Here is a 12474-nt window from a genome sequence, read left to right as displayed (position 1 = left end):
GCAGCAAGCAGGCACGGGTCCATCGATCATCGGAGTTCTCTACGCTCTGTGACCGATGGCGTCCCGTGCCTGCGCTGCCATCATCGTTGCTCGAACCGATCTTCCTCCAGTTCGCCGCGTTGTGTCCCGAGCAACCCGGGTTCGACCCGGGCCATCCCCTCGGTTGCCACCGCCGCCGGATCCCGAACCGGGTCGTGTTCGAACTGCTCATCGCCTCTCTGGTCCATGGATCCGGGTACGAACGGGTAGCCACCGACCAGTGCTCGGACCGCACGATCCGCCGACGCCTGCACCTGTGGGCCGAGGCCGGGCTGGGCGAACAACTCCACGAACTCGCGTTGGACGCCTATGACCGCATGATCGGCCTCGACCTGGCAGACGTCAGCGCTGACGGCGCGATCACCAAGGCCCCATGTGGTGGGGACCGGGCCGGCCGCTCCCCGGTCGACCGTGGCAAAGGTATGAAGCGCTCGACCGGTGTGGACGGCTACGGCATCCCACTCGGCCAGTGCCCAGGCACGCTCATGCATCGCCTCCGGGTGTCTGCCGTGGCGGATCATCAGTGCTCCCGCTCGTACAGCAAGTTCTCGGCGTCCAACGGCGCACTACGCCCGCCGACCGCATAGCCGCCGTACTCCGGTTGCGCCCGCCCCCGGTCCTGATCGGTCGCCGGAATGGGATCGGGTTGCCGAGCCTCTGACCGGCTACCGGTCCGGCAGGTGCAGGGAGAGCGCGTCCGCCGTCGTACCAGCGGGGGTCTTCCCCGGCCGCCGCGATGACCGTTGCGGCGAACGCCCGCACCGCGCACGGCGTCGGTCTGCCACACCTCGCGCACGCCTCAGCCGCTGTGCCCTCGTGACGCTGGTACAGCTCCACAGCTGTTGCGTGGGTCAGAGTGCCGCGCAAGGTCGGAATCGGTCGATGCATCGCGGCCCCCGTTCCTCTCGTCGCGGCCGTCGCTGGGGTGTCAGGAGGCGGGGCGTGTCCGGTCCGCTTGGTGGATCGGGGTGACGGTGGACCTGCCTTTCGTGGCTCGGCCACCGTGCGCGCGAGGTGTGGTGTCGTCAGCACTGGTGAGGAGCAGCCGGAACCGGGCTTTGGAGTCGGTGTCGACGAGCGTGAGTGCCTGATCCAGCGCCGATTGCGCCGCGACCCTCGGCGGTGCGGGCGCCCTCCGGTGCTCCCAGCGAGAGACGGTCGCCGTGGTCACGCCGAGGTGTTCGGCGAACGCGCGGACGTTCATCCGCAGCGCCTCGCGCAACGCGCGGACCTCCCGCCCGGTCCACCGGCCGACGACCATCGGCGTGCACCCGCACTCACCCGGACACTCCGCTTCCGCAGTGGGCACGGCCGGCGGCGCCGCGTGGTGCCGGCGTTGCCGTTCGCGGGCTTGTACTTCCTGGGCATGGAAGTCCCGCACGAGCGCGTCCACCTGATCGAACGCGGCCAACAGGGCTCCGTCCGCGCCGACCGCTGCGTCGGCGCCCTGCCAGAACCGGCGGGTGGTGCTCTCCCGGCCGATCTCGACGTTGCCGATCTGGCTGCGGGAGTAGCAGATGAGCTTGGCAAGCTCGACCTGCGTCATCCCAGCGACGCCACGCCAGGCGGCCAAGTGCCGGCCGAGATCCTTGCGTGCCTCGGCCACCTGACCCGGGGTGATTCCACCCGCCGCGCCGAGGCGGCGCGGCTTGCCGGGTACCTGCCGGGCCATCCTGCCCGGCCGCGTGAGCTGAGTACCCGCCACCGCTACCGCGCCCGCCGCTCAGCCAGCGAGTACACCTGCGCACCACCCGCAACCGCCGGGAAGTCGACCACGGCCGCGGTGAGGCTCGCCGGACCGGCGCCGGACGCGTCGATCAGCACCCACACCCCACCGGCCAGCACCGCCACCCGGCCCGCCGCGCCGTCCTGGCACACCACCGTGACCGCCGTTCCCGCCTCCGCGCTCACGTCCACCTGCACCGCCGCCCCGGCGTCCGCGTCCGCCCCGGTGAGGGCGGCAAGCGCCTCGGCCACCGGCGCGGCGGGCGGTGCGATGCCCACGCCCGTCGTCGCCGCGCCAGGCTCGGCCGGGCCAGCCTCGCCGGACGCGTCCGGTTCGACCGTCGGCGCGTCGCTGGCGTGCCCCTGGATGATGTAGAACCCAAGTTCGGCATCGGTGTCCCGGCCGAGCACCGCCCGCAACGCGGTGCGGGTGTGCGCCGCCGGCCATCGATGCTCGCCACGTTCGAGTTTGCCGATGTAGCCAGCATGGATGGCGAAGTGTCGTCCCGCGTGCTCGTACAGATAGGCGTTGACCGCCTCGGCTAACTCCTGCCGCGACATCGGCCGACCCGACCCCGATGGGGACCGCCGCGCCCGCCGAGCGTTGCGCAGCAGTTCGTTCGGCCCCGGTTGATACGCCACTGTGTACATCCGTCCCTGAAATGCGTGGTTGTGGTGGCAGGCACGGGCTAGGCGAGCGGTACGCGCACTCCGCAGCGGTGCGCGGGCCCCTCTCCTAGCCCCGCCCGCGCGGAGTGTGTGGGCGTGCCAGGGTGAGGCACCCGGCGGGCCTGCTGGGTGCCGCCCGCCGGGGCGTCGTGTGTTGTCTAGGCCGGGTTAGGTTGTTAGGCGACCGGCTCGCCGGTGAGGATCACCGATTGGTCGTGGTCGAGCCAGATGTGGTGGCGTCCGTCGTCGTAGGCGGTCATCCCGAAGCGGCGGATGCTAGGAAGCTGCCAGCGGTTCCAACGCTGCCAGGCGTCCTCGATGGCGGGCCACAGGGCGCGGGGTCCGCCGTAGGTGACGGTGGCCTTGTCGGTTCCGGGCCGGTACTGCACCCACGAGCAGTCGGTCTCGGTGTGCAGGAAGATGCCCTCGCCGCCATCTGGCAGGTTCTTGCTGATCGGGCCGAGACCGGGCACGGCCAGTTGCAGCAGGAACCGCAGCTCGCGCTCGTCGAACGCGTCGGCGGGGATGTCGCTGGTGGTCTGCGTCGGCTGGGTGAAGTCGAAGCTGGTGTCCGGGTCGGTGCCGTCGCGGAGCGGGTGGTCGGCGCGGGAGCGCAGCCACATGAAGTGGCCGGGGGTGTCGTGGAAGCGGCCCCGCACCGAGCTGGGCGTGGTCTTGTCGGCGACCAGGAGCGCGGACGCGAGTTCGCCTCGCACGTCGGCGACGATGCGCCCGCCGTGCACGAGCTGGCTGATCCAGGCCGGTGGGATCGTGGCGACGGCGGCGGTGGCGATGATCCGGCTGTACGGCGCGCGGACCGGCACCCCGAGCGCCCCGTCCCCTGCGGCCAGGAACGGCCGGTGGCCGAGGCCAGCCAGCCGCGCTCGGGCGGTCTCCACGAGCATCGTGTCGATGTCGATGCTGGTCACGTTCGCGTCGCCGAGGCGGTGGCACAGCAGGGCGGCGTTGAAGCCGGTTCCGGTGCCGATCTCCAGCACGCGCATTCCGCTATCGACGTCGAGCAGGGTGAGCATCTGCGCCATCAGGCTTGGGCGGGTCGAGGAACTGGTCGGCCAGCAGAAGCCGCCGCCCGGGTGTTCGGCGATCTGGGTGACCAGCGACTCATCGGCGTATACCGCCGCCAACCCTTCGGGCGTGTCGGCGCTGACCCGCTCGTTGTCGTCGTCGTAAAAGTGCGGCACGAACACGTGCCGGGGCGTCGCGGCGAACGCCTCCCGCCAGCCTGGAGCCAGCACATCCCGCCGGGTCAGCTCGGCAACCAGTGCGTTCGCGTGGTCCTGCCACCTACTCATGCGCGAGTTCCCTTCACCAGCAGATCGGCCAGTGCCGCAGCGATCGGCGCACCGGTCTCATGTTCCAGCCACAGCCACTGACCTGCCGGGTTGCATTCGAGCATGACCCAGCGGCCTTCGGGGGTGATAACGAAGTCGAACGCGCCGTAGCTCAACCCCAGCCGTTCCAGGAAGCGGCGCACGCCCGTTGCGACTGATTCCGGCACGTCGATGTGCTCGTAGGTGAGCGAGTCGTAGTCGGCCCGCCAGTCCACCCGTCCAGCCTGCGAGCGCGAGCGGATCGCGACCGCGATCGGCAGCACGCCGACCACGGTCACCCGGGCCTCGAACGCCTTCGGCAGATACTCCTGCACCAGGTGCGCGGTCGCCGCGAACGCCTCAGCGGAGATGTCGGCGGGGTCGATGATCGTGGTGTAGGGCTTGGTCGCCTGGTGGCCGTCCTCGGTGAACACCAGCGACGACAGCGGTTTGCACACCACCTGCCCGCCGACCCGCTTGGCGAACGCGGCCACATCGGCGGCCACGTTGCTCAGCAGCGTGCACGGCACCGCCAGCCCGCACCGGGCGGCCAGCGTCAGTTGCAGCGGCTTGTACTCGGCAGCGGCGGACTTGACCGGGTCGTTGACCCACAGCGCATCCAGGCTGGCCAGAAGCCCGCCGAGGCCGTGACGGGCCTCGACGGCCGCGAACACCTCATCGGCCGGTGACATCCCGGCAGGCAGCCGAAAGCTGGTTGGCCGCCAGTAGAACACCGAGCGCACCCGCTCCAGATCGAGCGTGTCCGCGGCGGTGCTCAACATGCCGGCCCAGCCGCCCTCCGCCGTGGTCGTCGCGGACAACCGCAGCTCCATCGGAAAGTCGCCGGTGTCGAGTCGCACGACCTTGCCTCCGGCGTGGGCCAACGCAGCCGCCACAGCGTCGGCTGTCGGGTCGTCAGCGCTGGTCAGGACCAGGATCGTGTCTTTGGTGTTCACGGCCGTCGCCCCCGCTTCCTAGCTGTCCGAGCCGGTGTCGGTCTGGCTGTCGCGGGACACCTTGCCGTCCGAAGACGTCTCGGTCGCCATGGAAGTCCGTGGCGAGGTGGAAGTGGTGTTGTGCTTGCCCTGTAGCGGCATCGGCACAGCCAGACTCGCCGCATACGGCCGAAGCTCGCCCGGGATGTGAGACATCGGGTAGGCCACGCCGCCGGGCTCACCCATCGGCAACAGCGCCGGGGGCGAGAACAGCGGAGCGACCACCCTGGGCAGGGTTGGGGTTCTCATCGCGGTGGTCCTTCCTGCCGCCACGTCGGCGGCATCGAACTAGGGGTTGTGGGTTGCCCGCGCGGTACGCAGCTCCGCGCGGGCAACCATCCGGCCGCCTTGGCGAGGCGTCAACGGCCGGAAGCCTCTCGATCGGCGGGAGCGCCGAACGCGTGAAACGGTGTGCGGTCGGCGGCTGTGAAGTCACCGTTGGGGCCGATCAGTTGCAGGGGCCGCCTGCGGGGAAGTTGCCGGTCGTGGCCGAACAGCGCGACGTGCGCGGTGTTGCGCTGGCTGCACGGCTCCAACTCGCCGCAGGCAAGGCACCGGCCGCCGCGATCGCAGCGCAGATGCGCAGCGATCACGCTGTGGGCCGCTTCCACTCCATGCAAGGCGCTGCCGTTCACCGACGCCCGCACGGTCGCCGTCGCCATCACGATCCTCCTTCGCCAGGCGGTGTCTGGGTTGATGCCCACCGGGACCGGATCTCGGCGACCGTGGCCCGGCCCTCGCCGGTCAACCGCACCGTCAGGGCTCGGGTGCGAGGCACGATCTCCATCAGGTGGTCGCCGAGCAGCAGGTGCACCGTCGTGCGCACCGCCTCCACCGACACGTCGTGCAGCAGCGCGGCGAGCTGGCTGACCGTCCAGTCCCGCCCCGGCTCAGCGAGCAGCGCGTCATAGATGCGCTGACGCGGAACGCTCGCCACGGTCAACACGTTGGCGCTCAAGGCTTTCACCGCCCATCACCCCCGTCCGCTGCGAGCACCCGTTGCGCCCAGCGAGCCTGCGGGCACGGAAACCAGGCGAACCTGCACGACACCTCATGGCATCCCCAGCACAGCCCATCGGGCTCCGCCCGATGCACCAGCAGGACCGACCGCGCGTCGGCGATCTCGTCGGCGTGCGCCTTATCAGCTTCGATGATCACGACCATGGGCCTGTCCTCGCATCCAGAGCGTCAATCTGGCTGGCGTTCCATCCGACGTTGACCAGCCACGTCGAAGGCCCACCCGTAGGTAGCGCAGGGGAACCGCGCGTGACAGTTCAAGCAGCGGCTGCATTCCGGCCACTCGATCGGGCAATAGTTCGCACTGCCTGCATCGCCCACCGAACGTTGGCGTCGACCGCGCCCGCTCCATTCCCGGCGATCTCTGTCATCTCTTGTTCCCCCCTCTCACCGTGAGGGCACCCAGCCGGACGGAGGCTCCTGTCACGCCCGGCCAGGGCGACCACCTTGGTTGCCGCCGATTTACGGCGTCGATCTATGTGACCTGACGTTATGGAGCTGTCGCGCACCGGAACTACTACATCGGTAGCAGTGTCCGTATCGTGATGGTCATGGAATGTGGTGGATATGGATATTGAGCCGAGCCTCATTCGCGGCATCGGGGCGAACATCGCTGCTCACCGACGTGCCGCCGGGGTCACGCAGCAGGAACTCGCGTCACGGATCGGCAAGTCGGTCCAGTGGGTGTCGGCTGTGGAGCAGGGCCGCAGACACGCGGAGCGGCTTACCGACCTGCTTCGGATCGCGCAGGTCGTGCAGTGCACGATCGAGGACCTGATCGGCCGCTCCGTGGACAACCTCGTTCCCGGACCTCGCCCCGCGGGCGAGGCGGTAGCCGCCGTCCGAGAAGCGATCATGCGGGCAGCGGCACCCGCCGCCTTCCCCCGAGTTGCCGAGCCCGTGCCAAACATCGGCGAACGGGTAATCGCGGCGTGGACGATTTGGCACAGCTCGCCGACCGCGCACACCATCCTGGGCGGCGTGCTGCCCGGCCTGATCGTCGACGCTGTCGCCGCCTACCGCGCCGCCGAGGACCGCCGCTCGGCCGCCCGCAACCTCGCTGGCACGTACCAGGTCGCCCGGCAGTGGCTACACCACATCCCAGACGGAGACCTCGCCTGGATCGCCGCCGACCGAGCCATGAACGCCGCACGCGAAGCCGACGATCCCCACTTGATCGCGATCGGGGCGTGGGCGCTGTCGGCGTCCTATCGCCGGGCCGGGCAACAAGACGAGGCCACCCGCCTGTGCCTCGCCGCCGCCGACGAACTGAGGGCGCACATTGATCAATCTGCGCCCGATCCGAAGCTGCTCGCCGACTACGGGATGCTTCACCTAGCCGCGTCCATCAGCGCCGCCCAGTCCGACGACGACGGGCGCGCGTGGGCATTCCACCGAGTCGCCGAGGAAGCCGCCCGCGCGATCGGCCGTCACTACGATCCATGGACCGCCTTCGGTCCCGCCAACGTCGACATCCATGGCCTGGCCATCAGCGCCGAACTTGGTCGGGCGGATGACGTCGTCGAGTACTCCGCGCGTCTACACATCGATGACATACCAAGTGTCGAGCGTCGGGCCGCCGCGCTGATCAACACCGCTCGCGGCTTCGTCCGCCGAGGCGAGGACGAGTCAGCAATCCTCGTTCTGCTCGACGCGGAGAAGATCTCGCAGGAGGAGGTACGGGACTCGACACTGGTGCGCGAACTCCTGCGTGAACTGATCTTCCGGGACAGGGCGAGAGCACGGACACATGTGCGCGCACTCGCCCAACGAGTTGGCCTCATCCCAGCGAACTGAAACGATGACCTCGCATCCAGCCATCGGTGCCGGACGAGCGGCTCGTCAGGAGGCCAGCGATGACCGCCGGAGTCGCCGCCGCGACGTCGCCCGCAGCGATGGGGCCGCCCGCCGACGCCCGAGCACCGGCCCGCCCATGGACGAAGGCCGCCATCGCACCAGCATCCATCGCCCCGACCCCTTGTGCCATGAGCGCGCCAGCGATCCCGGCCAGCACGTCGCCCGTTCCCGCCGTCGCCAACCACGACGGCCCGTCATTCTGACTCGATAGCCAGCCCTCTGGACTGGCAACCAGCGTTGTCGGTCCCTTCAGCAGGACCGTCGCGTCCACCTGCTTGGCCAGCAGCGTTGCGTAGAAGGCCGGCCGAGCCTCAACCTCGCTGCGCGGGACCGGCGTGCCCAACTGCCCGAGCATCTGCGAGACCTCGCCGGCGTGCGGAGTCAGCAGTACGGTGTCCGCCTCGGCGGCTCGAACTCCACCGGACCGCTGCCTGACGCACGCCGCGAGTGCCCCCGCGTCCACGACGCATGGAAGGCCAGATGCCAGAGCTTGATCGATCGCCTCGTCCTGGTCGGTGTCCGACTCGACACCCGAGCCCAACAGCCACGCCTGAACGCGGCCCTTGCCAGGCACCGCCTCCGGCACGGCGCGAAGCACGTGGTCCGTCACCTGGCGCGGGCCGATGAACCTCACGATCCCGACGCCCGCCCGCTGCGCGCCCAGCACGGCGAGCACGGCCGCGCCGGGGTAGGCGTCCGAGCCCGCCACCACGCCGAGGACACCCCGCGTGTACTTGTGACCGGCGTGGTTCGGCACCGGCCACCGCGCCGCCACACCGGCGTCGGTCAACCGGCGCACGTACGGCCGAGACGGCAGACCCTCGTCAATGCCGACCGGCACGTGCACGAGCCGTCCAGCGACGTGGGCCGCTGGTGGCAGGAGGAGACAAGGCTTCAACGTGCCGAAGGACACGGTCACATCGGCGGCCAGGCAGTCCCCATGGATCTCGCCGGTGTCCGGGTCAAGACCGCTGGGCATGTCCACTGCGACGACCGTAGCTGCGCGTGGAACCGCCGCTGCCAGTCGCTTCGACACCCCGCTCAGGCCAGGCCGACCACTTATGCCAACAATCCCATCGAGCACGAGTTCTGCTCGTTCGAGAAGGCGGCTTACCCGGTCTTCACCTGCGGGTTCCCGTGCATCTATGACTCGGCCGCCAGCACCGACGAACGCTCGGAGACCACGCTCATAGGCGTGGCCTCCGACCATTGCGGCGGTGACCTGCGCACCGCCACGCTGAAGACGAGCACCGGCAAGAAGCGCGTCGCCTCCGTTGTTGCCGCTACCAACCAGCATCACGACACGGCGGCCGTAGACTCCACCGCTGTTCTCCCGCAGTATCCGGGCACACACCGAGTTGAGTGCCGCAGCGGCCCTGTCCATCAAGCCGCCCTCGGGCAGGCGAGCCAGGACCGGCAGCTCAGCGGCCCGGATGTCGTCAGCGCAAAAAGCCGCCAGAACCTCGTCCACAGAACGCATTACGCAAGGATTCCATACAGCGAGCGAGGCTCATCAATCAGCCAAGCTTGGTGCCGCGAACGCGGGCCGATGTACCGGAGCGGCACTGATCGGACTGCCAACCGGCCTGTGGAGAACACCGGTCTGCACGTTGTAGGCCGTCATGCCAGCCGAGAGGGCCGCCGTGACTCCCACTTCGGCGTCTTCGTACACCAAGCAGCGGGCCGGATCGGCACCGAGTCGCTGTGCCACCAGTAGGAAGATGTCCGGCTCAGGTTTACCTCTGCCCTGCGGAACATCGCTCCACGTCACGACAACATCGAACAGGGCATCAAGACCCGTGGCTTCCAGCCCTGCCCACACGGTATTCGTGGACGCGTTCGAGCCGATGCCAAGCCGCTGACCGCGACGCCGCGCAGCACGAGCCACCCGCGCGATCTCCTCGACTACTTTCAGGTCAGGAGCAGCAGCCTGCACGTAAAAGCGACACCTGCCGATGATCTCGTCAATCGGCTCGGGCAGCGGCCCGAACTCCTGCTCCCACACGATCAGCATGTCCGGCGAGGCAATCGCCTGGCGCGGCCAGTACCAATCCGGGTCGAGCTTGACCCCCGCATCACCCATCGCACGAGCGAGGGCACCGAAGCAGACGTCGCGGGAGTCGACCAGGGTGCCATCCCAGTCGAAGATCAGGGCCTCGTAGGTCTTGCCGTCCGGGACGGCAGTGCGCGCGGTCACCAAACCAACGTACCTGGCGACGCAAAGGCTTCCGCGATCATGGACAACGACACCGGGGGTGCCACCGGATCTCGGTGGCACCCCCGGTGTCGTTGCGTTCCCCTGCGCGATCCTCCGCGTTGGCGGCGGACCGTTGACGGGCCAGTGGGGCCCCTCGCTATCGACGCCTCACGGCCGACGCTACGCCACCACCTCCGACAGCGGTTCCGGCTCTTGCCGACGGGGCCGGACGGACACCGGGCCGATGGTAGTCACGTCGTGCTCTGCCTTGAGGATCTTGAGTAGGAGTGACGCGCGTGCGTTGGACACGCCGTGCCCGTCGTCGCGCATAGCGTCCGCGAGGTTGTCCCGCGACAGTGACCGGCCCTTGGTGGCGAGGCTCGCGCGGGCCGCCCGCGCCGCCGGTATCAGGTGCGCCACGGCGCGGATGCCGACCGACCCCGCCGCCCCGGCCGCCCGGGTCGCCGATCCCGCCCGGAGCAGGCTGGCCCGCGCCGCCCGGGGTGCCCCCGTTTGCCTCGGCGGCCCGGTCGGCCGGGGCGATCGCGGACGACGCCGGGCTACTCGTCCGCTCACCGGGGAACCGCGTCATCGCGACTCCGGTCGGTGGACATGACGTCAAGATGCATCCGGGCGACCGGTTCTTGGTTCACCAGTTTTCCCCTCGGGCACCCGCTGGAAATACAGCCGCGGACCCACCCCCGAAGGGTCACTGCCCGCGAACCACGAACCCTGCTCGGAACTGACATCGTCCCAGGTGGCGACCCCCTCCGGGGGTGGCGGCGGGACGTACCCCAACACCTCACACCAGAAACGACCGACGCGCACAGGCTCGGCGCAGTCGAAAGTCACTTGGAACTGCTTGACCGACATCCGTTCACTTTAAGGTTCGTGCCGCCGCCGCTGTTCCCCGTACCCCCGTGCTCCTGGCACTGGGCGGTTGGTGTAAAGCGCTGGCATTGATAGGGCGGGCGGCCTTGGCGCGAGCGCCGCACCCGTCGATCAACGGCCGCCCGTGGAGATCTCACTTCACCTTGGTGAGAAGTGGTTTCCCCTTCTCGACGACGTACGTGGCCAGTTCGACGGCGATACCCTCGCCAACATTGCGCGCCTGGTGATGCACACCGTAGGGGACCGTGAGCGCGTCGCCGGGATTGCACACCACGGGTGGCTGCCCCTCCAGCCGATATTCGAGCGTTCCCTGCAGAACGCAGATGATTTCCTCGCCGGGGTGGAAATGCTTGAACGGTGGCGAATCCGGAGTGAACTCCACCCGGGTCTGAATGACCTCTCGCCCGGGGATGCTGAGGTCGTGCCGTTGCAGATCGATCCGCCACAGCCCTGGTGCTGACTCCACAGCTGTGGGGCTGATCCCCTCAGGTCGATCCTTGGTGCTCATGACGGCCTCCTGTGAGCCGTCGGGCCGACGGCCATTACTCGGATCGGTGCATCTCCGTCGAGGATAGGTAGCCGCAGACGATTAGGGGCTGGGACGCCGACACGGAGGTTCGATTCCGCGAAGCCGGCCTGTGCCGGGCGCGTAAATCGGCTTGTACTGTTTCCTGAGGGCTGCTTCGCTGTTGCCCGTGACCGAGCTTCGTACGCCGCGACTGCGCCTGCACCCCATCGACACCGCAGAGGGTGAACGCATCGTCGGGCGACGCGCCGGGGCCGGGGACGACTGGGCCGAGGACTTCCCTTTCGACGGCGACGTCCTCGGCGTGCGGGGCTTTCTCGCCGCCGCCGCCGCCTACGGCGACCGACGTCCGTTCGGGCACTACCGGATCACCCGCACCGCCGACGGAAAGGCCATCGGAGGAATCGGTTTCAAGGGTCGGTCGGAGAACGGACGCATCGAGGTCGGTTACGGCCTCGCCCCGTCAGCCCGGGGAAACGGCTACGCGGCGGAGGCACTCGCCGCCCTGCTCGACCTCGCGACCGCGCACGGGCTGTCCCGCGTTGTCGCCGAGACCACCGGCGACAACGTCGCCTCCCGGCGGACCCTCGAACGTGCCGGCTTCCGGCACACCGGCAGCAACGATGATCTCCACCAGTACGAGGTACTCCTCGGCGCCCCCTCGTGACCGGCTAGGACGCGGTAACCCGATCCTCGGCGGCGTGCGGCAGCCGAGTTCAGCGACGGGGCAGCAGCCCTCGTTCGGTCATGTAGGCGCGCAACGTCTCGGCATCCTCGGCGGACATCAGCCAGCGGGGGATCACGGTCGCCGGCATTCGGCCGACGTACACGACCCAGAAATCTCCGGCGTCCCGCACCTGGGCAACCCCGTCCCAGGCGATGCCGCCGGACTCCGAGCCGCTGCGCATCATGATGTTGTCTTCGGTGATGTCGTAGGCGCCCTCGACGGCGTAGCTACCGGAACGGCGTCGGGCGCGCGCCAGCACCCACGGCCGGTACAGCATCGACAGCACGCCGGCCACGACCAGCGCGGTCCACAGCGGCGAACTCCGCTCGCCCCACCCGAACCCCCGCGAGACGACGAGACCGATGACCCCGACCGCCGTCAGGACCGCTCCGATGTAGCCGAATCTGCGTAGCCGGACGTTGCCGAGCGCCGCGGCCACCCGGCTCGGGTAGGCGGGATCGGCGGGGACGTCAAAACGGATCTGCACGCCAGAACGATAG

14 protein-coding genes and 2 pseudogenes are annotated in these 12474 nt (G+C 69.2%); 3 read left to right on the top strand and 13 right to left on the bottom strand.

Annotated features, from left to right (window positions below):
* Nucleotides 1–65 precede the first annotated feature (65 nt).
* Nucleotides 66–506, top strand: a pseudogene (locus DLJ58_RS34720) (transposase family protein); the annotation flags it as partial.
* Nucleotides 507–967: 461 nt separating this feature from the next.
* On the opposite strand, the gene DLJ58_RS27490 reads toward DLJ58_RS34720, so the two are convergent.
* The 8 genes from DLJ58_RS27490 to DLJ58_RS27455 all read right to left on the bottom strand — a co-directional run bounded on the left by DLJ58_RS27490 (nt 968) and on the right by DLJ58_RS27455 (nt 5923).
* Nucleotides 968–1711: a transcriptional regulator gene (locus DLJ58_RS27490; protein ID WP_124775089.1), complete on the bottom strand. Its 744-nt coding sequence runs from the start codon at nt 1709–1711 to the stop codon at nt 968–970.
* Between the two features lie 35 nt (nt 1712–1746).
* On the bottom strand, nt 1747–2325 hold the full coding sequence (locus tag DLJ58_RS27485; protein WP_167493742.1) for a hypothetical protein: 579 nt from the start codon (nt 2323–2325) through the stop codon (nt 1747–1749).
* Between the two features lie 284 nt (nt 2326–2609).
* Entirely contained in the window at nt 2610–3746 is a 1137-nt protein-coding gene (locus DLJ58_RS34965; RefSeq protein ID WP_124775093.1) for a methyltransferase domain-containing protein, read from the bottom strand.
* A complete protein-coding gene (tgmB, locus tag DLJ58_RS27475) occupies nt 3743–4720 on the bottom strand; it encodes an ATP-grasp ribosomal peptide maturase (protein WP_124775095.1) in 978 nt (325 codons plus the stop codon). The genes DLJ58_RS34965 and tgmB overlap by 4 nt, the downstream gene beginning before the upstream one ends.
* Before the next feature lie 18 nt (nt 4721–4738).
* Nucleotides 4739–4984 (bottom strand): hypothetical protein, encoded by a 246-nt coding sequence (locus DLJ58_RS27470; protein ID WP_244219147.1) that lies wholly within the window; start codon nt 4982–4984, stop codon nt 4739–4741.
* 134 nt (nt 4985–5118) lie between these two features.
* Nucleotides 5119–5421 (bottom strand): hypothetical protein, encoded by a 303-nt coding sequence (locus tag DLJ58_RS27465; RefSeq protein WP_124775099.1) that lies wholly within the window; start codon nt 5419–5421, stop codon nt 5119–5121.
* The gene (locus DLJ58_RS27460; protein ID WP_104114867.1) at nt 5421–5726 is read right to left on the bottom strand and encodes a hypothetical protein; all 306 of its coding nucleotides are present in this window, start codon (nt 5724–5726) and stop codon (nt 5421–5423) included. The genes DLJ58_RS27465 and DLJ58_RS27460 overlap by 1 nt, the downstream gene beginning before the upstream one ends.
* The gene (locus DLJ58_RS27455; RefSeq protein ID WP_124775101.1) at nt 5723–5923 is read right to left on the bottom strand and encodes a hypothetical protein; all 201 of its coding nucleotides are present in this window, start codon (nt 5921–5923) and stop codon (nt 5723–5725) included. The genes DLJ58_RS27460 and DLJ58_RS27455 overlap by 4 nt, the downstream gene beginning before the upstream one ends.
* A 420-nt stretch (nt 5924–6343) precedes the next feature.
* Here DLJ58_RS27455 and DLJ58_RS27450 point away from each other — a divergent pair, with 420 nt between their 5' ends.
* A complete protein-coding gene (locus DLJ58_RS27450; RefSeq protein ID WP_124775103.1) occupies nt 6344–7573 on the top strand; it encodes a helix-turn-helix domain-containing protein in 1230 nt (409 codons plus the stop codon).
* Here the strand turns inward: DLJ58_RS27450 and DLJ58_RS27445 are convergent.
* The 4 genes and pseudogenes from DLJ58_RS27445 to DLJ58_RS27430 form a co-directional block, all read right to left on the bottom strand.
* A complete protein-coding gene (locus tag DLJ58_RS27445) occupies nt 7557–9113 on the bottom strand; it encodes an NAD(P)H-hydrate dehydratase (protein WP_124775105.1) in 1557 nt (518 codons plus the stop codon). The genes DLJ58_RS27450 and DLJ58_RS27445 overlap by 17 nt on opposite strands.
* Nucleotides 9114–9146: 33 nt before the next feature.
* Nucleotides 9147–9830, bottom strand: coding sequence for an HAD family hydrolase (locus DLJ58_RS27440; RefSeq protein ID WP_124775107.1), 684 nt, complete (start codon nt 9828–9830; stop codon nt 9147–9149).
* Nucleotides 9831–10472: 642 nt separating this feature from the next.
* A pseudogene (locus DLJ58_RS27435) lies at nt 10473–10703 on the bottom strand (VOC family protein); the annotation flags it as partial.
* A 151-nt stretch (nt 10704–10854) separates the two neighbouring features.
* Complete coding sequence (locus DLJ58_RS27430; protein ID WP_124860570.1) at nt 10855–11229, bottom strand: cupin domain-containing protein; 375 nt, start codon at nt 11227–11229, stop codon at nt 10855–10857.
* 187 nt (nt 11230–11416) lie between these two features.
* Between DLJ58_RS27430 and DLJ58_RS27425 the strand changes: the two genes are divergently transcribed.
* Complete coding sequence (locus DLJ58_RS27425; RefSeq protein WP_158629633.1) at nt 11417–11914, top strand: GNAT family N-acetyltransferase; 498 nt, start codon at nt 11417–11419, stop codon at nt 11912–11914.
* A gap of 49 nt (nt 11915–11963) precedes the next feature.
* On the opposite strand, the gene DLJ58_RS27420 is transcribed toward DLJ58_RS27425, so the two are convergent.
* Entirely contained in the window at nt 11964–12461 is a 498-nt protein-coding gene (locus DLJ58_RS27420) for a YcxB family protein (RefSeq protein WP_124860566.1), read from the bottom strand.
* Nucleotides 12462–12474: the final 13 nt, after the last annotated feature.

Origin of the sequence: Micromonospora arida (assembly GCF_003857035.1) — a bacterium.
In the GTDB taxonomy this organism is placed as follows: Bacteria; Actinomycetota; Actinomycetes; order Mycobacteriales; family Micromonosporaceae; genus Micromonospora; species Micromonospora arida.
This window is presented reverse-complemented; position numbering and strand designations above follow the sequence as displayed.

Excerpts from the sequence above, each read along its gene's own strand:
- DLJ58_RS27490 (WP_124775089.1), bottom strand. The coding sequence starts at position 1,711 with ATGGCCCGGCAGGTACCCGGCAAGCCGCGCCGCCTCGGCGCGGCGGGT.
- DLJ58_RS27485 (WP_167493742.1), bottom strand. The coding sequence starts at position 2,325 with ATGTCGCGGCAGGAGTTAGCCGAGGCGGTCAACGCCTATCTGTACGAG.
- DLJ58_RS34965 (WP_124775093.1), bottom strand. The coding sequence starts at position 3,746 with ATGAGTAGGTGGCAGGACCACGCGAACGCACTGGTTGCCGAGCTGACC.
- DLJ58_RS27465 (WP_124775099.1), bottom strand. The coding sequence starts at position 5,421 with ATGGCGACGGCGACCGTGCGGGCGTCGGTGAACGGCAGCGCCTTGCAT.
- DLJ58_RS27455 (WP_124775101.1), bottom strand. The coding sequence starts at position 5,923 with ATGGTCGTGATCATCGAAGCTGATAAGGCGCACGCCGACGAGATCGCC.
- DLJ58_RS27450 (WP_124775103.1), top strand. The coding sequence starts at position 6,344 with ATGGATATTGAGCCGAGCCTCATTCGCGGCATCGGGGCGAACATCGCT.
- DLJ58_RS27445 (WP_124775105.1), bottom strand. The coding sequence starts at position 9,113 with ATGCGTTCTGTGGACGAGGTTCTGGCGGCTTTTTGCGCTGACGACATC.
- DLJ58_RS27430 (WP_124860570.1), bottom strand. The coding sequence starts at position 11,229 with ATGAGCACCAAGGATCGACCTGAGGGGATCAGCCCCACAGCTGTGGAG.